The sequence below is a fragment of the Empedobacter brevis genome, from assembly GCF_965118635.1.
In the GTDB taxonomy this organism is placed as follows: domain Bacteria; phylum Bacteroidota; class Bacteroidia; order Flavobacteriales; family Weeksellaceae; genus Empedobacter; species Empedobacter brevis_A.
The window spans coordinates 312830-331654 of sequence record NZ_CBCPHV010000004.1 but is presented as its reverse complement, the minus strand read 5'-3'; the positions used below and the strand labels follow the sequence as shown (position 1 = coordinate 331654).

At 32.1% G+C, this 18825-nt stretch carries 18 protein-coding genes; 2 read left to right on the top strand and 16 right to left on the bottom strand.

Annotated elements, in window-relative coordinates; genetic code table 11:
* Nucleotides 1–306 precede the first annotated feature (306 nt).
* The 3 genes from ACMHJW_RS07920 to ACMHJW_RS07910 form a co-directional block, all read right to left on the bottom strand.
* Nucleotides 307–1527, bottom strand: coding sequence for a bifunctional folylpolyglutamate synthase/dihydrofolate synthase (locus tag ACMHJW_RS07920; RefSeq protein WP_413532868.1), 1221 nt, complete (start codon nucleotides 1525–1527; stop codon nucleotides 307–309).
* Nucleotides 1528–1639: 112 nt separating this feature from the next.
* Nucleotides 1640–2800, bottom strand: coding sequence for a Na+/H+ antiporter NhaA (nhaA, locus tag ACMHJW_RS07915; protein WP_413532867.1), 1161 nt, complete (start codon nucleotides 2798–2800; stop codon nucleotides 1640–1642).
* 106 nt (nucleotides 2801–2906) lie between these two features.
* Nucleotides 2907–3965 carry an anhydro-N-acetylmuramic acid kinase gene (locus ACMHJW_RS07910; RefSeq protein ID WP_413532866.1) on the bottom strand — a complete coding sequence of 353 codons (1059 nt, stop codon included), beginning with the start codon at nucleotides 3963–3965 and terminating at the stop codon, nucleotides 2907–2909.
* Between the two features lie 114 nt (nucleotides 3966–4079).
* Here ACMHJW_RS07910 and glyA point away from each other — a divergent pair, with 114 nt between their 5' ends.
* The gene (gene glyA, locus ACMHJW_RS07905; RefSeq protein ID WP_413532865.1) at nucleotides 4080–5354 is read left to right on the top strand and encodes a serine hydroxymethyltransferase; all 1275 of its coding nucleotides are present in this window, start codon (nucleotides 4080–4082) and stop codon (nucleotides 5352–5354) included.
* Between the two features lie 450 nt (nucleotides 5355–5804).
* On the opposite strand, the gene atpG is transcribed toward glyA, so the two are convergent.
* The 8 genes from atpG to ACMHJW_RS07865 all read right to left on the bottom strand — a co-directional run bounded on the left by atpG (nucleotide 5805) and on the right by ACMHJW_RS07865 (nucleotide 11589).
* Nucleotides 5805–6677, bottom strand: coding sequence for an ATP synthase F1 subunit gamma (gene atpG, locus ACMHJW_RS07900; protein WP_413532864.1), 873 nt, complete (start codon nucleotides 6675–6677; stop codon nucleotides 5805–5807).
* Nucleotides 6678–6750: 73 nt separating this feature from the next.
* Nucleotides 6751–8325 carry a F0F1 ATP synthase subunit alpha gene (atpA, locus tag ACMHJW_RS07895; RefSeq protein ID WP_413532863.1) on the bottom strand — a complete coding sequence of 525 codons (1575 nt, stop codon included), beginning with the start codon at nucleotides 8323–8325 and terminating at the stop codon, nucleotides 6751–6753.
* A gap of 11 nt (nucleotides 8326–8336) precedes the next feature.
* On the bottom strand, nucleotides 8337–8897 hold the full coding sequence (atpH, locus tag ACMHJW_RS07890; RefSeq protein ID WP_413532862.1) for an ATP synthase F1 subunit delta: 561 nt from the start codon (nucleotides 8895–8897) through the stop codon (nucleotides 8337–8339).
* Nucleotides 8898–8899: 2 nt separating this feature from the next.
* Nucleotides 8900–9394 carry a F0F1 ATP synthase subunit B gene (locus ACMHJW_RS07885; RefSeq protein ID WP_413532861.1) on the bottom strand — a complete coding sequence of 165 codons (495 nt, stop codon included), beginning with the start codon at nucleotides 9392–9394 and terminating at the stop codon, nucleotides 8900–8902.
* A gap of 97 nt (nucleotides 9395–9491) precedes the next feature.
* Nucleotides 9492–9701: an ATP synthase F0 subunit C gene (gene atpE, locus ACMHJW_RS07880; RefSeq protein ID WP_013598300.1), complete on the bottom strand. Its 210-nt coding sequence runs from the start codon at nucleotides 9699–9701 to the stop codon at nucleotides 9492–9494.
* Nucleotides 9702–9751: 50 nt separating this feature from the next.
* Complete coding sequence (atpB, locus tag ACMHJW_RS07875; RefSeq protein WP_413532860.1) at nucleotides 9752–10888, bottom strand: F0F1 ATP synthase subunit A; 1137 nt, start codon at nucleotides 10886–10888, stop codon at nucleotides 9752–9754.
* A 78-nt stretch (nucleotides 10889–10966) separates the two neighbouring features.
* Complete coding sequence (locus ACMHJW_RS07870; RefSeq protein ID WP_413532859.1) at nucleotides 10967–11347, bottom strand: hypothetical protein; 381 nt, start codon at nucleotides 11345–11347, stop codon at nucleotides 10967–10969.
* A gap of 5 nt (nucleotides 11348–11352) precedes the next feature.
* Nucleotides 11353–11589 (bottom strand): AtpZ/AtpI family protein, encoded by a 237-nt coding sequence (locus ACMHJW_RS07865; RefSeq protein WP_413532858.1) that lies wholly within the window; start codon nucleotides 11587–11589, stop codon nucleotides 11353–11355.
* A gap of 11 nt (nucleotides 11590–11600) precedes the next feature.
* On the opposite strand from ACMHJW_RS07865, the gene dusB reads away from it, so the two are divergent.
* Entirely contained in the window at nucleotides 11601–12596 is a 996-nt protein-coding gene (gene dusB, locus ACMHJW_RS07860) for a tRNA dihydrouridine synthase DusB (RefSeq protein WP_413532857.1), read from the top strand.
* Nucleotides 12597–12664: 68 nt separating this feature from the next.
* Here dusB and ACMHJW_RS07855 read toward each other — a convergent pair whose 3' ends face one another.
* The 5 genes from ACMHJW_RS07855 to cysS all read right to left on the bottom strand — a co-directional run bounded on the left by ACMHJW_RS07855 (nucleotide 12665) and on the right by cysS (nucleotide 18809).
* On the bottom strand, nucleotides 12665–12961 hold the full coding sequence (locus ACMHJW_RS07855) for a hypothetical protein (protein ID WP_413532856.1): 297 nt from the start codon (nucleotides 12959–12961) through the stop codon (nucleotides 12665–12667).
* 84 nt (nucleotides 12962–13045) lie between these two features.
* Nucleotides 13046–14107: a DUF2891 domain-containing protein gene (locus ACMHJW_RS07850; protein ID WP_413532855.1), complete on the bottom strand. Its 1062-nt coding sequence runs from the start codon at nucleotides 14105–14107 to the stop codon at nucleotides 13046–13048.
* A 21-nt stretch (nucleotides 14108–14128) separates the two neighbouring features.
* Nucleotides 14129–15163, bottom strand: a complete 1035-nt coding sequence (locus ACMHJW_RS07845) for an alpha/beta hydrolase (protein WP_413532854.1) — start codon at nucleotides 15161–15163, stop codon at nucleotides 14129–14131.
* A 109-nt stretch (nucleotides 15164–15272) separates the two neighbouring features.
* Nucleotides 15273–17243 (bottom strand): putative porin, encoded by a 1971-nt coding sequence (locus tag ACMHJW_RS07840; protein WP_413532853.1) that lies wholly within the window; start codon nucleotides 17241–17243, stop codon nucleotides 15273–15275.
* Between the two features lie 93 nt (nucleotides 17244–17336).
* Nucleotides 17337–18809 (bottom strand): cysteine--tRNA ligase, encoded by a 1473-nt coding sequence (gene cysS / locus ACMHJW_RS07835; RefSeq protein WP_413532852.1) that lies wholly within the window; start codon nucleotides 18807–18809, stop codon nucleotides 17337–17339.
* Nucleotides 18810–18825: the final 16 nt, after the last annotated feature.

Below are 18825 nucleotides of genomic sequence, written 5' to 3'. Positions count from 1 at the left end.
GCCTAACTTACTGGTATAACGCAAAATATTTTTTAAACTTTTTTAGTTTAATTCCTTTTATAAGCCTTTTTAAAGCGAAAATGCTCTTCTATATAATGGAAAAGTGGGAGATGTTTTCTGAAGAAAGGAGCTATTATATGTCTTTGTTATCTCTTTCAAGTATTTTATCAATGCTATGTTTGATTAGTCAAACCTGTTTTTAGAAAATATTCTTACTATAAAGTATAGGCTTTACATTTTTAATAAAATTTATTAAAGAAAACTTATTAATCATTTTTTATATACTCGACAGATTCAATACAATGATTAAATAACTTCAGCTACTACGAACGTACTTCCTCCTATATAAATCATATCATTTTTTGCTGCATTTGCCTTTGCTGCAATTAATGCTTTCTCTACAGAATCAAAAAAATGTTTGTCCTTGATACCTTCTGGAATGATTTTATACAATTCATCAATATCATATTTTCTAGGAACATCTGGTTGACAAAAATAATATGTAGCTTTTTTAGGAAAGAAATTAAGAATTGATAAAATATCTTTATCATTTACAAATCCTAAAACCAAATGCAATTGATTATAAGGTTGTTCGTCTATTTGTTTTGAAACTTCTACTAAACCATGTGGATTATGCGCCGTGTCTGCAACAATTAATGGATGTTCACCTAGAACATCCCAACGACCACGAAGGTTTGTATTTTTTACAACGTTCAATAATCCATTTGTAATATTTTCTGAAGATATTGTCCAGTCTTGTCTTTGTAATTGCTCGATTACGGTTAAAACAGTACGTTTATTTTTAATTTGATAAGATCCTTTCAAATCTGAAGGTAAATCTTGAAAGTGTTTTTCCTCTGCAAAAATAATTTCTGCATTTTTTTCTTTCGCAACTTCTTCAAAAACTGGTTTTGTTTCTGCGGTTGTTTCCCCAATTACAACCGCTGTGTTCGGTTTTATGATTCCTGCTTTTTCAAATGCAATCTTATCTAATGTATCACCTAAAAATTGTGTATGATCTAAACCTATATTAGTAATAATAGAAAGTTCTGGCGAAATAATATTCGTAGAATCTAATCGTCCTCCCAAACCAGTTTCAATAATCGCAACATCTACTTTTTGTTGTGCAAAATATTCAAAAGCCATTGCTATTGCTATTTCGAAGAAAGAAGCTTTTTGATCAATAATTTTTTGCTCGTGTTTATATACAAAATCAATTATAAAATCTTCTTCAGCCATTATTCCATTTACACGAATACGTTCGCGGAAGTCTTTGAGATGTGGTGAGGTTGTTAACCCTGTTTTATATCCTGCTTCTTGAAAAATGGAAGCTAACATATGAGATGTACTTCCTTTACCATTTGTACCAGCAATATGAATTGACTTAAACTTTTTTTGAGGATTTCCTAAATATTCGCACAATGCTGTGATATTCGTTAAATCTGCTTTCATTGCTGATGCTCCTACTCGTTGAAACATTGGTAAATTTGTAAACAACCAATCGATTGTTTCTTGATACGTTCTCATTTATTCAAAAAATTTATACGAATATACAACGCCTGAATATAAAAAAATCGAATTCTTCCGAAGAAAAATTCGATTCTATTCTATCTTATATCATTTATATAAAATGATTTTATTAATCTGAATAATCTTGTTTTGCTGTCAATAAGATTTTTAATACTATAAAACCTACAATCGCCGCGGTTAACGAAGCTACTAAAATCATTAATTTTGCTTCGTTGATATAACTTGGATCTTTGAAAGCTAACATGGAAACAAATATTGACATTGTAAATCCAATTCCTCCAAGAATACCAACTCCGAAAACGCGTTTGAAATTAACCGCTGTAGGTAATTCGCACAAGCCTAGCTTAACCGCTATCCAAGTAAATAATGTAATCCCTACTGGCTTTCCAACAACTAAGCCTAAGAAAATACCTGAAGCTAAAGGAATACTAAAATGTGCTAATCCACCTCCTTCTATCGTGATTGCTGTATTTGCCAATGCAAATAATGGTAAGATAACAAAAGCAACAGGAATATGTAAAGCATGCTCCATTTTTGCAGAAAGAGATTTTGAATCGTCTTTATCAAATGGAATTGTAAAAGCCACCAAAACTCCAGCTATTGTAGCATGAATACCAGAATGTAACATAAACCACCAAACAGCTATTCCTCCTATAATATATAAGATCATCGATTTTACTTTTAGTTTATTCAATGCAAAAAGACCTAACAAAATAGCGATTGCGATACCAAATTGTGTAAAATCTAAAGGTAAATCTGGGTTTGGATAAAACAATGCAATAACTATAATTGCCCCTAAATCGTCTATTACAGCTAATGCTGTTAAAAATACTTTCAGTGATAATGGAACTCTTTTCCCTAACATTGTTATAATAGCTACAGCAAATGCAATATCTGTTGCCATTGGTATTCCAAATCCATGAATAGTATCTGTTCCTCTGTTTGTTAAAAAGAAAATAAATGCTGGAGCTAACATCCCGCCTAATGCTGCGAAAACAGGTAAAATAGCTTTTTTGGTATCTGATAATTCGCCAACAAAAACTTCTCGTTTCAATTCTAAACCAATTAAGAAAAAGAAAACAGCCATTAAACCATCATTAATCCAATGTGCAAAAGAATGACCAAACATATCTGTTAGCCAAATACCATCGTAAGATTCTGCAAATGGAGAATTAGCTAGTAATAGAGAGAACGCAGTACAGAAAATTAGTAGTATTCCGCCTGAGGTTTGGCTATGAAAAAATTTATTAAAAAGTTTAGAAACAATCATTATATTTTTTTTAGAATCGTAAAAATAATGAACTCGTTTTTAACCACCTAATTATCCTTTAAGAATCAGAACAAATTTTAGGTTTAAAGAATTCAGCGTTATATTATTATAAAAGTTCAAAAATTACACCAGAAGAATGATCTTTGCTCGCTCCTGTAACAGAAGATAAGCTGTTAATTTTATTCTGAACACGACGAAATCCTAAGAAAGCAAAAATTAAAGCTTCTTTAAAATCGATTAAATTATCATTTGGAATAATGATTTCAACAGAAGTCAATGCTCGTAAACGATTGATAAAAAATACATTTCGAACGCCTCCTCCAGTTATCAACACATTGTTAATATCATAAAAAGAAAAGATCTTCTGCATTTGATGCGCAAAATGTTCTATACAACTACACAGTTTATCTTGTACAGAAATATCATACTTATCAACAATTGTTAAAAACTCAGCTTCTACCCATTCAAATCCTAATGACTTTGGGAAAGATTGTTTATAAAACTCAAGCGAATCCAATTCCTTTACTAGTTCAATATTTATCTTTCCTTGTGCTGCAAAATCACCATTCTCATCATATTCCTTTCCCAATTGTTTCGAATAATGATTCAACACAATATTAATCGGGCAAATATCAAATGCAATTCTTTTTCCTTCTCTATTCAGCGAAATATTCGAAAATCCACCAAGATTCAAACAAGCATCATATTCATTAAACAACAACTCATCGCCTATAGGAACCAACGGAGCGCCTTGTCCACCAAGAACAACATCTTGCGTACGGAAGTCGGAAACAACCTTTTGTCCGCAACGCGAAGCAATTGCCGCTCCATTTCCTATTTGCAAGGTAAAGAACTTTTGAGGCTGATGAAAGATCGTTTGCCCATGAGAAGCAACAAAATCTAATTGTTCTATCCTATATTTTGCAATAAAATCCTGCACTTGTTCACCAAGAAAATAGCCAAATTCTACATCCAATTCGCATAAATCCATCGCAGAATATGCATAAGCTTTTGCTAACTTATTTCGCCATTCGTCTGAATAATCAATTGTTTCTGCTTGTAAAATCTCGAAATGTTGATCATCATCAAATCGAACATAACAAATATCTAAACCATCTAAAGAAGTTCCAGACATTAAACCTATGCAAAAAGTAGAATTTATCATGCTGTAAATGTAAAGAAAATAGAAAAAGAAATTATCTTTCAAAAAGCAGCTTTCTAACATTTTAAATCTTGTCCGAAAATCTTATATTTGGCTTATTATAAATACAAACAAAACATGACAACAAATGTAATCTTCGATTTGATTGAAGAAGAAAAAGAAAGACAATTAAACGGAATTGAATTAATTGCATCAGAAAACTTTGTTTCTGACAATGTAATGCGTGCAATGGGTTCTGTTTTAACAAATAAATACGCAGAAGGTTATCCTGGAAAACGCTATTATGGAGGATGCGAAATAGTAGACGAAATAGAAACAATTGCTATAGATCGCTTAAAAGCATTATTTAATGCTGAATATGCAAACGTGCAACCTCACTCAGGTTCACAAGCAAATGCAGCAGTTTACTTAGCATGTCTAAAACCAGGAGACAAGATCTTAGGATTCGATTTATCGCACGGAGGACACCTTACACACGGTTCTCCTGTTAATTTCTCTGGGTTAACTTACCAAACTTCATTCTATGGAGTAAACCAAGAAACCGGGACAATTGACTACGAAGCTATGGCAGAAACTGCTCGAAAAGAAAAGCCTCAAATGATTGTTTGTGGTGCTTCTGCATACTCAAGAGACATAGATTATGCTAAATTTCGCGAAGTAGCTGAAGAAGTTGGTGCATTGCTTTTAGCAGATATCTCACATCCTGCTGGGTTAATTGCCCGCGGAATCCTAAACGATCCTATGCCTCATTGTCACATTGTTACCACTACAACTCACAAAACATTACGTGGACCTCGAGGAGGAGTGATTATGATGGGGAAAGACTTTGAGAACCCATTTGGAGCAAAAACACCAAAAGGTGAAACAAAAATGATGTCTCAATTATTAAATGCAGCTGTATTCCCAGGAACACAAGGTGGGCCATTAGAACACGTAATCGCCGCTAAAGCTGTTGCTTTCGAAGAAGCATTGTCTGACGGTTATATGGACTATATTGTACAAGTCGTGAAAAATGCGAAGGCATTAGCTGCGGCATTAGTTGCAAAACAATACAACATTGTATCTGGAGGAACAGATAATCACTGTATGTTAATCGACTTGCGCAACAAAGGTATTTCTGGTAAACAAGCAGAAAACGCATTAGTTTTAGCAGAAATCACTTGTAACAAAAATATGGTTCCTTTCGATGATAAATCACCTTTCGTTACATCTGGTATCCGTTTAGGTACGGCAGCTATCACAACACGTGGTTTGGTTGAAGAAGATATGCAAACAGTTGCTGATTTGATTGACGAAGTATTAATGAACATAGAAAACGAAGATGTTATCGAAATGATTGCAGATCGTGTAAACGACTTCATGTCTTCACGTCCATTATTTCAAATGAAATAAATAGAAACTAAGTTTCTTTAATAATAGAATAAAAGTCCTAAGTAATCTTAGGACTTTTATTATGCTATAAAATGTCAAGACGTTTTTATTAAAACCTCTGCATCTTTTTACTAAAACCTTTCGAGGTTTTTGGATAAACCTCTTGAGGAAATAATTCCTTCTATTTTAAAATTTAATTTATTAATCAAATTATCATTCTAATCATGATATAACCTACAGAAAAAATCAAGAAAGATAATCTAAAAGTAATTTTAATTAAACGATCAAATCTCCTTGATAAGATTTAATTTTCAATCAGTAATTTTATTTAATTTATTTAAAATAATAAGTTATAAATTCTAATGAAAATAAATACTTATACTTCTTAAAATTCATTAGAATTCATATCATAAAAAAAGCAACCTCGAGATGAAGTTGCTTCTATATTTAAAATAAGATAAATCTTTTTTCTTATGCATTCAATGCTTCGGCACCACCAACGATCTCTAAGATCTCGTTTGTAATGGCAGCTTGACGAGCTTTGTTGTATTGGATCTTTAAGTTCTTTTGTAACTCGGTTGCGTTGTCCGTTGCTTTATGCATTGCAGTCATACGTGCTCCGTGCTCAGAAGCGTTTGCATCTAATACAGCTTTGAATAATTGAGTTTTCAATGTTTGAGGGATTAAGTCTTTTAGAATCTCTTCTTTCGAAGGGTTAAAGATATAATCTAACTCTGCTGAATTGTTTGCTTCTTCTTTAGTTTTATCTAAAACAACTGGTAAGAATTGTTCGTTTTGAACGATTTGTACAGCAGCATTTTGAAATTGATTGTAGATAATTCTGATTTGATCAAATTGACCTTCTTCAAATTTAGCAACTAAATCGTCTGCAATTTCAGCTACATCTGCAAAATTAACATTATCCCAAATGCTTGACGCATTTTTGTAGATAGTTTGTGTTTTACTAAAAGTATCGTATGCCTTTTTACCAATTGTTAAAAGTTCTACTTGTTTACCAGCTAATTCTCCAGCTAATAAAGCATTTACTTTTTTGATAATGCTTGAATTGTATCCTCCACATAAACCTCTGTTAGAGTTAATAACGACTAAAAGTACTTTATTAACTTCGCGCTCTTCTGTTAATGCACCTCCTACTTCAGCTTCTAAAGTAGAACTTACATTTTGTAAAAGTTCACGTAATTTATCTGCATAAGGACGTAACTGAACGATAGAATCTGTAGCACGCTTCAACTTTGCAGCAGAGACCAATTTCATAGCACTTGTAATCTGCATTGTAGAACCTACAGAAGTAATTCGGTTACGTATATCTTTTAAATTTGCCATAATTATTTTTGAGATGAAGGATTAAAAGAAACTTGAAGATTGGAAACACCTTCAAGTTTCATTTATATATTTCTTAGTACTTAGAAGTCGTTTCTGTAATAACTTTCTTCAATACATCCATAATTTCATCAGTCCATTTACCTAAACGGATAGATGTTAAAGTTTCTGCATATTTATTGCGCATTAACTCAATAAAATCTGCTTGCCACTCTTTCACTTTATTAACAGGAACGTCTTTCAACATACCGTTAGTACCCGCATAAATAACTGCTACTTGTTCTTCTACTGGAATTGGAGAGTTTACACCTTGTTTTAATAACTCTACGTTACGTTCTCCTTTTCCAATTACACTCATTGTAGCTGCATCTAAATCAGAACCAAATTTAGCGAAAGCTTCTAACTCACGGTATTGTGCTTGGTCTAATTTTAATGTACCAGATACTTTTTTCATTGGTTTTGTTTGTGCAGAACCACCAACACGAGATACAGAGATACCTACGTTAATCGCTGGACGAACTCCTGAGTTGAATAAATCTGACTCTAAGAAGATTTGTCCATCTGTAATCGAAATTACGTTAGTTGGGATATATGCAGAAACGTCACCAGCTTGAGTTTCGATAATAGGTAATGCAGTTAAAGAACCACCACCTTTTACGATACCTTTCATAGATTCTGGTAAATCGTTCATTTGAGATGCAATTGCATCATCTTTGATTACTTTTGCAGCACGCTCTAATAAACGAGAGTGTAAGTAGAAAACGTCTCCAGGGTATGCTTCACGTCCTGGTGGGCGACGTAATAATAAAGACACCTCACGGTATGCAACAGCTTGTTTAGATAAATCATCATAAACAATTAATGCTGGGCGACCAGAGTCACGGAAGAATTCTCCGATTGCAGCACCTGCCATTGGAGCATATACTTGCATTGGAGCAGGATCAGATGCATTCGCAGCAACGACTACTGTATATTTGTCTGCACCGTGGTCTTGTAATGTTTTCATAATTCCAGCAACTGTAGAACCTTTTTGTCCTACTGCAACATAGATACAGAAAACTGTTTCACCTCTATCGTAAAATTCTTTTTGATTTAAGATTGCATCTAAAGCAACAGAAGTTTTACCTGTTTGACGGTCACCAATGATTAACTCACGTTGTCCACGTCCAATCGGAATCATCGAGTCAATAGAAACGATTCCTGTTTGTAATGGTTCGTTTACTGGTTGACGGTAGATAACTCCAGGAGCTTTACGCTCGATAGGCATTTCATATAATTGTCCTTCGATAGGTCCTTTACCATCGATAGGATTTCCTAACATATCAACAACACGTCCTAACATTCCTTCACCAACATTGATAGAAGCAATTTTGTTCGTACGTTTTACTGTGTCACCTTCTTTAATACCTTTTGAAGGTCCGAAAAGTACAATACCTACGTTATCTTCTTCAAGGTTTTGTACCATTCCTTCTAACCCGTTTGAGAATTCTACTAATTCTCCGTATTGAGCATTGTCTAACCCGTAAACACGAGCAATACCATCCCCAACAGTTAGAACGGTTCCTACTTCTGCTAATTCAACTGCTGAATCAAAGCTTGTAAGTTGTTGTTTTAAAATAGCTGAAACTTCAGCTGGATTTATTTCTGGCATTTCTGAAATATTTAAAATTTAGGAATGTATTCGTTTTTCGAAAAATCTTTTTTTAATGTAGCTAACTTTGTTTTGATAGATGAGTCTACTTGATTGTTTCCGATTTTTAATACGAAACCTCCAATTAAAGAAGCATCAACTTTGTTTTCTACTTTTACTTGACTATTTGTAGCTAAAGTTTGTTTTGCTTTTGCTATAATATTATCAATTGTATTTTGATCTAATTGTACTGCCGAAGTAATTTCTGCTGTTACAATATTATTTGCTTGATCGTATAATGAAATAAACTGATCTGCAATTTTAGACAAGATATTCTCTCTACCATGTCTTACGACTAATGAAATGAATGTTAGAGTAGTTCTTGATAAAGATTTGAAAATCTCGTTCAAAGCAACTTCTTTTTTCTTCGCGTCAATCACTGGAGAATTTAAGAAGATTCTTAAATCATCATTCTCTTTAATGACTTTGCGAACATCATTCATTTCAGCATATACTAAGTCTGTTTGGTTTGCTTCATTTGCAAATTCCATCAAACCTTTAGCATATCTATGTGCTGCTCTGAATCCTGCCATGATTAATTGAATTTAACTTGATCAATAACATCATTCACTAAAGCTTCTTGAGCAGATTTATCTGTCAATTCTTTAGTTAAGATTTTTTCAGCAATTTCTATTGACAACTGTCCTACTTGATTTTTGATATCAGCCATAGCTGATGCTTTTTCATTTTGGATAGCTGTTTTAGCATTTTCAATTAATTTGTTTGCTTCTACAGTTGCAGAATTTTTTGCTTCGTTGATGATATTTTCTTTCATTTCACGCGCTTCTTTCAAGATTGCATCACGTTCAGCACGAGCTTCTTTCATGATTTTCTCGTTTTGAGCGTTTAATAAAGCCATCTCTTCTTTTGCTTTTTTAGCTGCGTTTAATGCATCTTCGATAGATTGTTCTCTTTCTTTAACTGCAGATAAAATTGGTTTCCAAGCTAATGATCTTAACAATACTAATAAGATGATAAATACGACCGCAGTCCAAAAAATAAGACCAACTGAAGGTGTAATTAAATCCATTGTGTGTATGTATTAAATTTTATTTTTTACTAATTAATTTTTTAATGAATTAGCTTCAACAACCAACCGTTATTGAAGCTAATTTTTAATTCAAATATTATCCGTTACCTAATAACGCAACTACGATACCGAATAAACCTGCACCCTCGATTAAGGCTGCTGCGATAATCATAGCTGTTTGAATTTTTGAAGCCGCTTCTGGTTGTCTTGCGATTCCTTCCATAGCTGATCCACCGATTTTACCGATACCTAAACCAACTCCTAAAACTGCTAAACCAGCTCCGATTGCTGCAATACTTCCTGTCATGATAATTGTATTTAATTATTAAAAAATTATTTCTTGTTTATTTTCTATTTTTAATGGCTATCGTGTTCTGCTACTGCTGTTCCAATAAATAATGAAACTAACATTGTGAATACGAAAGCTTGTAAAGCCGCTACTAACAACTCTAAACAGTAGATAAATAATGCTAACGGAATAGATCCTGCAGACATTGCTTCTGTTTGGAAGATGAAAATTAATGAAATTAACGACATGATGATGATATGTCCTGCTGTAATGTTCGCAAATAAACGAATCATTAAGGCAAATGGTTTCGTAATAATACCAACTAACTCAATTGGAGCTAAGATTAACTTTACTGGAACCGGAACACCTGGCATCCATAACATATGTCCCCAGTAACCTTTGTTCCCTGAGAAATTAATTACAATTAAAGCGATTAATGCTAATACAAATGTAACGGCGATATTACCTGTAACGTTCGCTGCACCTGGTAACAATCCTAATAAATTGTTTATCCAGATAAAGAAAAATAACGTTAATAAATAAGGCATATATTTCGCATATTTTTTCTCCCCAATATTTGGAATCGCTACTTCGTCACGAACAAAAATAATAATTGGCTCAATGAATCCTGCGATACCTTTAGGTACCATATTTCCTTTTTTGTAGTTTGATGCAACAGCAGAGAAAACTAAGATCAAAATCACGAAAGATAATAACATTGATGCTACGTTTTTCGTAATAGAAAAATCGAATGGTTTTGCATTTTCTAAATGAAGAGCACCTTTTTCATCAACATGTGGAGTTATTGCTCCTTGTGCATCTGTTTTGTAGATTTTTTCGTGAAAGTTAATGTAGTAGTTACCGTTACTTTCAACAATTGCTTCATTGTGGTGAAATTTAGAAGACATAAAAACATTCAACCCATTGTCGTCCCATAAAATAACAGGTAATGGAATTGTAACACTTTTTTCACCTTCTCCCCATAAATGCCAATCGTGAGCATCAGCAATATGATGCATAATAACTGGAACTGGGTTAAATGTAGATTCGCCAGATTTCACTTTAGCAGCTTCCTCTTGACTCTTTGTTTGCTCACTTTTGATTAACTCCTCAAATGTTTTTGGAAGATTCTCATGCGGAACCGCTGTAGAGGCGAATCCGAAATTGAAAAGTAACAAAAACGCTAATAACGCTGAAAATTTCATGTATAATTCCTTTGTTTCTAAATTGCGTGCAAAATTATAGTAAATTAACCACTTACCAAAGTCAAATGCTAAAAATCATTAAACTTTTTTTAACTTTAAATTAATTAAGCGAATAAACACTAAAACTTCGGCAAACAAAATTACAAAATAGCTTATAATTAATTGCACAACATTTGATTTAATTTCTTGATTAACAACAACCAAAGCTAAAACAACTGCCATCTTCGCAATCATCCCGCCCATAAAGGCAAAACCAACGTACTCAGGGAACTTTATCTTCACAAAAAAGCCTACTTGTAAAATCATCAATGTAAGTAAACCTATTATTAAATAAATTTTTGGCACAATTAGCGGATTTTCGCTAAAATGATAATGTGCTACAATTCCATAATGAATTGCACAAAAAAGTACAAGTATGGCGATAAAAGTTATTGCTAAAAGAAGAAATTTCTTAATCATTAAAATTATTTTTTTGGTAATTGCTTCAACATCAAATATAAACTTGCAAAAACACCTAGCAAAGATAAGCCAGCCGTCCATAATGGTTTATCTGTTTCTAATTTTTTATCCAAAAAAGTTCCTAACCAAGCAAATAAAGCTATCGTAACTGCCATCTGTATTCCCATGGCAGAAAACTGTAAATATTGATTTACACTTTCTGACTTTCCTTTTTCTTTCATAAGTTTTATGTAATTTTGCAAAAAATTATTTCGTGGTAAAGATAGGAAACATAGAATTACCAGACTTCCCTTTATTGCTTGCACCAATGGAAGATGTGAGTGATCCTCCATTTCGTCGTTTATGCAAAATGCATGGTGCAGACTTGATGTATACAGAGTTTATTTCTTCTGAAGGATTGATTCGTGATGCAATAAAAAGTCGTCAAAAATTAGATATTTTTGATTACGAACGCCCAATTGGTATTCAAATTTTTGGTGGAGATGAAGAAGCAATGGCCATGTCAGCCAAAATTGTCGAAACAGTTCAACCTGATATTGTTGATATTAACTTTGGATGTCCTGTAAAAAAAGTTGTTTGTAAAGGCGCTGGAGCTGGAGTATTAAAAGATATAGATTTAATGGTACGTTTAACAAAATCAGTTGTTGAAAGTACACATTTGCCTGTTACAGTAAAAACACGTTTGGGTTGGGATTCTGACTCAATTAATATTTACGAAGTGGCAGAACGTTTACAAGAAACCGGAATCAAAGCATTGTCTATTCACGGTAGAACGCGTACACAAATGTACAAAGGACAAGCTAATTGGGAACCGATTGCCAAAGTAAAAGCTAATCCTAACATCGAAATTCCTATTTTTGGAAATGGAGATATTGATTCGCCACAAAAAGCAGTTGAATATAAAGAAAAATATGGCGTAGATGGCGTAATGATTGGTCGTGCTGCAATTGGTTATCCATGGATTTTTGAACAAATAAAGCATTATCGTGAAACTGGAGAATTATTGCCTGAGCCAACAATCTTAGAAAGAATGGAAGCTGCCAAAAACCATTTAAAATGGGCCGTTGAATGGAAAGGTGAACGTACCGGAATTTTGGAAACACGCATGCATTATACCAATTATTTCAAAGGTGTTCCTAATTTCAAACCATTTCGAACAAAATTAGTAACTCAAGATAATCTTACTGATTTAACTCAAACATTTGAAGAAATAGAAAAAGAATTTATTTCGAATTTAGAAGTAAAATAGTTTCTTTACATCATATAAAAATCCACCAATTTCTTGGTGGATTTTTTATTTAAACTTAGGACTATAAATTAGTTACAACTATTCACAAGCAGCACTTCTTCTGGATTCAGTGTATCATATTTCATTAATACAATTTCATCCACATCTGCTCTCGATCGTAATGTAACTTCATAAACTTCTTCATTCACAGGATATTGTATTGTCGCTTTTGGACGCTTAAATGTTCCACTTGTTTCTACTACAACTCCTTCTACACATTTTCCAGTTTTAGCCAATTGATCTTCCAATTGATTTTTTTGATATTGACTAAATCCAAATGCCATAACTCCTAAAACACCGACGATGATATAAAAATATTTTTTCATAGAATTAACTTTTAAGTTTCTTATTGGTTTTTATTAGAAACAAATTTAAAAGCAATTCTACCCGAACAAAATCCCTATTATTAGCTAATTTTCTGTTTCGTGCTTCGTTTTCAAAGCATAAAGCGCAAAAGTTCCCAACCAATGACTTCCCATATAATCGTCATTAGAAATATTATTAAACGAGTAATTAAAATGATGATTCGCCCAATCTTTCAAATAACTTAATTCTGGTAATTTTGCAGAAATCTGATATAAAGCTGTAGCACGACTAAAATTTAATCCATCCAAATGCACCAAATGTCCATCAGTTCTATCTGAAACAATTCCTGGTTTCAACTCATGTTTCTTATCAAATAATTGAGGCAAAAATGATTTTAACCATTTTTTATATTCATTATTCGGCTGAATTTTCGACATTAATAAAGCCTCTTCCAAACAAGCCGACAAAAAATCAGATCCACTTGGCTCGAAAGCAATGTTACATTTTTCGTCCTTTTCATATAAACGATTTGCATTGTCTATAATTATTTTTTCGAACAATTTATCATTCACAGAACGTGCATAATCTATTGCCAAGCTCAATCCAAAAGCTGTATTATCATGCGTTCCTGTTCTTATTGGATAAACTAATTTTGGCAAATATTCTTTATAACGAACAATAATCAAATCACTTAAAGGTTGTAAATTTTTAGCCCAAACTTGCGCATCTTTATCTTGCCAATTGTTCAATTCCATTTGCAATTGTAACAACCAAGCCCAACCATAAGTACGCTCAAAACTTTTGTTATTTTTATCATTGAAAAAAGCCATTTCAACCGCAACATTCTCTGTTGTAATTAATTGATTTAATTCATTTCTAACAACATTATTCTGATCCAATTCAGGAAAATCTTTCATCAATTTTACAATCGACCAAAATCCATGTACAGAAGAATGCCAATCGAAACAGCCATAAAAAATTGGTCGAAATTGTTTTGGTGTTTTCAGATCTTGTTCACTTCCCAAAACATTTCCCAACTTATTTGGATACTCAATTTTGATGCAATGAGTCGGTAATTCAAATATTTTTTTTGCTTGATCGATTTGTAATTCTTGCGCAAAAGAAATTGTTGTAAAAAGAGTTGTAAAAAAGAAGATTTTTTTCATCGAAATATTTTTATCAAATTACTAATTTTTATTTGATTCTAATATTTTTTTCAATTCTTCTTTTGCTTGCAAACTTTCTGGAAAATTTTTAGCATTTTGTTCATAAAACTGCTTTGCCAATTCGTATTTCTTTTGTTTTACAAGATAATTTGCTACATTGTTAATGTATGTTTCTGTTGGTTGAAATGGATAATTCAACTTTTTTGAAATCGCTTCAAAAGAATCTTTCACTAAATTCGGTTGATTCGGAATAGCTTTAATATTCACGCGATATCCATCAAATTGCCAACGCAAATAATCAATAGATCCAATCATTGGAACTGAACCATGTTCTTCATCTGCATATTGTTTGTAATAATAATTCAACGATTTATTCTTTGAAGATTTCAAACGTTCATCTACTTTTTTGATACTTTGATAATGATCGCGTAAATGATCTGTATTTTGACTTTCTCCAACTTGAGTAATCATCAAAAAACGATTCTCAAAATTATGATTTTCCAAATTTTGATATACATTCAACAATTCTTTATCATTAAACCAAATACTTGGATCATGAGCAACATATCCATTAAAAATTTTCGGATGATTATACAACGTTTTCAATGCAAAATATCCACCTAAAGAATGTCCAATTAACAATCTAAAATCATTTACTCGGTAATTTTTTTGTACAAATGGAAATAATTCTTTTTCAATAAAATTTAGGAAATTAACATCATTTACATGAGTAAAATCCTTTGCTCTATCTCCATTTTTATTCGTTATTCCAACAATTATCGATTCTGGCATTTCTGGATAAAATCCCGATTCAAACTTATTAATAACTCCTGTTAAAAACGTAAAATTTGATTCGGCATCTAACAAATAAATCACAGGATAATTTACTTTTTGAAGTTTAGAATTATGATAAGATTCTGGAAGATTGATCAAAATTTCTCGTTCTGATCCTAATATTTTTGAATTGATTTTTTGTATTTCACCAATTGATAATTTCTCTTGAGAAAAACCTATTTGTGCGAAAATTAAACAAAATAGAAATAGTAATTTTTTCATGTATAAATTTTTTCTAAAAATAACTATTTAGAATAATTCTACACAAATGATTTTAGACAGAAAAAACGACCTCATCATGAAGTCGTTTTTCTATATAATTTGTAATTTTTTAACTAAAAATATTCCATTTCAAACCAAGTTGAAATTTGAAATCTCGGTACGGAACATTTGGTGCAGCAAAATAATCAGGTTGTTTTGTAAACGATGCATTAAAATGCTCGCCTCGAATGTAAAAACGCATATTACGAACCTTGAAGTTAATAAAAAGATCCAAAACCGGATAACCTCCAATCTCTTGTACTTTTGTAGGATCTTGCAATGCAAATTCATTCAGAATTGGGATATAACGCAAACCATTGTATTTAGTAAAATAAGTTGCATTAATACCAGCTTGCAATTGTGCATTTTTATTAAATAATTCGCCTTGCCAATATAATGTTTCACGAATTAAGAAATCTGGCAAAGGCATAATTTCTTCGTTTTTCGTAACTTTCTGATATTGTGCAGTCGAAACCAAATTTATTTTTCCGAAACGTAGATGATTTTCTCCTTTTATCTTAAAATAATTGATATTATCTGCCAATTGTTTATAAGTTAAATCAGAATCTAAATAAACTTTGTTATCAAGATTATAAATCGAAGCTTCTAAAGTTGTATTGACTTTGTCGAGCTTTAATTTTGCAAAAATATTTTGAACATTTTCGGTTTCAAATTTATTCGCATAATTAAAATTCACAAAGAAACTTTGATTATAAATAGCATTCAACGACGGAATTTTTGACTGAATAACTCCTCCCGCACTCAATGTATATCCTTCTATTGGTGTAATATCTAAAACAGCATCTACATTATAAACACTATTATAATTATCAGATTGCAGAAACTCTACATTACCGTAAAGTTTCAGTTTTTCATTCCAATCAAAATCTACTTTTCCAACAACTCCAAAAAGATTTTCTTTTATTTCTTTAGGATTGTAAATATTTTTGATCACTAGATTCTCATAATTTGGATTCATTATAGGATAATTTAAAGGTTGATCAGAAAAAACCCTTAAACTTTGCATTTTTATCCCTGCTTCTATTTTTACACGATCTGTCCACTGAAAACCAGCCGTTGTTGTATTTGATAAATCGGTAAAACTTTTTTTGTTTTTATAAGACAATCCTGCAACAATTGGCGTAGAATATAATGTTCCATTTGGATTAGAATCTTCGTATCGATATTTTTGTTTTTCGTAAGAGAATTTATTTTTCAATTCAATAGGATTATAAAAAGTTGAATCTTTAACATTCATCTTTTTTAAGATTCCATACGAAGCATTTACCTCAACTCTTCGAGCATCAAATTCGGATTTTGCGCTTATAGAATTAACTGGAATATTACGAACATTCGTCATTCTACGATCATCTTGAAAAATAAAATCGTTGATATCTTTTATTCCTCCGTTTTCGTTATTTTTAAAATTTTGCGCTGCATAATTCCACCATAATTTAAAACGTTCTGTTTTGTTTTTATAATTTGATGAAAAAACAAATGTATTATTCTGAGCTTTTTCGTTCTTATAACGACCTTCAGAAATTAATCCACGGTAATGAAACGTATAATTGAATTGCTTATTAATGTTATGCGAAAATGTAGAAGATAAAAAGTTCCCTTCTTTTACTCCATTCTCGTAAATAAACTCTGTATATGGCGTTTTGACATCATAGTATTTGATATCATTGGCGTAATAATAATTGTATTTTTTACCAGTTGGCAACATCGACGGATTGAATGGCGAATTTTGATATTCTAAATCGACCACTACTCCACCAACATTCGGGAAAAATAATTTTCCGAAAGCATCGCGTCTAATAAAATTTTGGTTGTAATAGTTTTTGATACTCAATGTTGTATCCAATACTTCTGGCTTTCTGCCATTTGTCCAAAATTTATAATCGCTTATTTTGGTTTTAAAATATGTAACCGAATCATTTGCTGATGATCCTTTTAATGGTTTTAAAATTTTTACCGAATCTTCCTGAGCTTGTGCTATTACAGCTCCTAATAAAAATAAACCAATGATTGTTTTTTTCATCCTGTTGAATAAATCCTTACAAAAGTAATCTAAAATTAAGAGATACAAAAAACCCACTTATTTCTAAGTGGGTAAATATTTTATAATCTTTTCTTAAAACGTGAAAGTTGTTCCATCAGTTCCGTCTTTCAATTGGATACCTAATTCGCTTAATTGATCACGAATTTGATCAGATAATGCCCAATTTTTATCAACACGCGCTTGTTTACGCATTTCGATTAGCATTTTTACAACACCATCTAATTTGTCGGAACTTTCATTTACTGCTTCTGTATCCAAACCTAAAACATCGTGAACAAAACCATTCATAATAGCTTTTAGGCGTTCTAAATCTTCAGCTGTAATATTTTCGAAGCTATCTTTGATTGAATTAATCATTTTCACAGCATCAAATAAATGTGCAATCAATATTGGTGTATTGAAATCATCATCCATTGCGCTGTATAATTTTGCTTCTAATTCATCAATATTAACAGTAGAAGTTTTCTTTGGAGTGATTGTTTCTAATGTTTTTAATGCTTCGACCAAACGATTATACCCTTTTTCAGAAGCTAACATTGCATCATTCGAAATATCTAAAACACTACGATAATGCGCTTGTAAGAAACAAAAACGCACAACAGCTGGATGAAATGGTTTTTCGAAGAAATCATTCTCGCCAGTTACTAATTGCATTGGCAAAATATAATTTCCTGTCGATTTGCTCATACGCTGACCATTCATAGTTAACATATTTGCATGCATCCAATATTTTACTGGTTCGTGTCCATTAGAACCTTTTGCTTGCGCAATTTCACATTCGTGATGAGGAAATTTAAGATCCATTCCTCCTCCATGAATATCGAAATAATCACCAAGATATTTTGTACTCATCACTGTACATTCTAAATGCCATCCTGGGAAACCATCGCCCCAAGGTGAAGCCCAACGCATAATGTGAGCAGGTGAAGCGTTTTTCCAAAGTGCAAAATCTACAGGATTTTTCTTCTCGCCTTGTCCGTCTAAATCTCTTGTATTATTGATTAATTCTTCGATATTACGGTTGCTCAATTCTCCATAATCAAGTCCTTTTTTGTTGTATGCTTCCACATCAAAATAAACTGATCCATTTACTTCATAAGCAAATCCTAGATCGATTAATTTTTCTGCTAAAGCAATTTGTTCTAAAATATGTCCTGTTGCTGTAGGCTCGATTGTCGGAGGTAGTAAATTAAATTTCTCTAAAACTTTATGAAAATCAACCGTGTACTTTTGTACAATTTCCATTGGTTCTAGTTTTTCTAATTTAGATTGTTTTACAAAACGATCATTTTCTACATTTCCGTCATCTGTTAAATGTCCCGCATCAGTAATATTACGAACGTAACGAACTTTGTAACCCAAAAATTTTAGGTAACGATAAATCATATCAAAAGACATAAATGTACGTACATTTCCTAAATGCACATTACTATAAACGGTAGGTCCACAAACATACATTCCAACATTATCTTGATTAATTGGTACGAATATGTCTTTTTGTCCCGTTAAGGAATTATGTAATTTTAATTGATTTTCTTTTACCATTTTATAGGATTTATAA

What these genes read in the sequence shown, in the direction of transcription:
- ACMHJW_RS07920 (WP_413532868.1), bottom strand. Translation starts at nt 1,527, where the DNA reads ATGAGAACGTATCAAGAAACAATCGATTGGTTGTTTACAAATTTACCA.
- nhaA (WP_413532867.1), bottom strand. Translation starts at nt 2,800, where the DNA reads ATGATTGTTTCTAAACTTTTTAATAAATTTTTTCATAGCCAAACCTCA.
- ACMHJW_RS07910 (WP_413532866.1), bottom strand. Translation starts at nt 3,965, where the DNA reads ATGATAAATTCTACTTTTTGCATAGGTTTAATGTCTGGAACTTCTTTA.
- glyA (WP_413532865.1), top strand. Translation starts at nt 4,080, where the DNA reads ATGACAACAAATGTAATCTTCGATTTGATTGAAGAAGAAAAAGAAAGA.
- atpG (WP_413532864.1), bottom strand. Translation starts at nt 6,677, where the DNA reads ATGGCAAATTTAAAAGATATACGTAACCGAATTACTTCTGTAGGTTCT.
- atpA (WP_413532863.1), bottom strand. Translation starts at nt 8,325, where the DNA reads ATGCCAGAAATAAATCCAGCTGAAGTTTCAGCTATTTTAAAACAACAA.
- atpH (WP_413532862.1), bottom strand. Translation starts at nt 8,897, where the DNA reads ATGGCAGGATTCAGAGCAGCACATAGATATGCTAAAGGTTTGATGGAA.
- ACMHJW_RS07885 (WP_413532861.1), bottom strand. Translation starts at nt 9,394, where the DNA reads ATGGATTTAATTACACCTTCAGTTGGTCTTATTTTTTGGACTGCGGTC.
- atpE (WP_013598300.1), bottom strand. Translation starts at nt 9,701, where the DNA reads ATGACAGGAAGTATTGCAGCAATCGGAGCTGGTTTAGCAGTTTTAGGA.
- atpB (WP_413532860.1), bottom strand. Translation starts at nt 10,888, where the DNA reads ATGAAATTTTCAGCGTTATTAGCGTTTTTGTTACTTTTCAATTTCGGA.
- ACMHJW_RS07870 (WP_413532859.1), bottom strand. Translation starts at nt 11,347, where the DNA reads ATGATTAAGAAATTTCTTCTTTTAGCAATAACTTTTATCGCCATACTT.
- ACMHJW_RS07855 (WP_413532856.1), bottom strand. Translation starts at nt 12,961, where the DNA reads ATGAAAAAATATTTTTATATCATCGTCGGTGTTTTAGGAGTTATGGCA.
- ACMHJW_RS07850 (WP_413532855.1), bottom strand. Translation starts at nt 14,107, where the DNA reads ATGAAAAAAATCTTCTTTTTTACAACTCTTTTTACAACAATTTCTTTT.
- ACMHJW_RS07845 (WP_413532854.1), bottom strand. Translation starts at nt 15,163, where the DNA reads ATGAAAAAATTACTATTTCTATTTTGTTTAATTTTCGCACAAATAGGT.
- ACMHJW_RS07840 (WP_413532853.1), bottom strand. Translation starts at nt 17,243, where the DNA reads ATGAAAAAAACAATCATTGGTTTATTTTTATTAGGAGCTGTAATAGCA.
- cysS (WP_413532852.1), bottom strand. Translation starts at nt 18,809, where the DNA reads ATGGTAAAAGAAAATCAATTAAAATTACATAATTCCTTAACGGGACAA.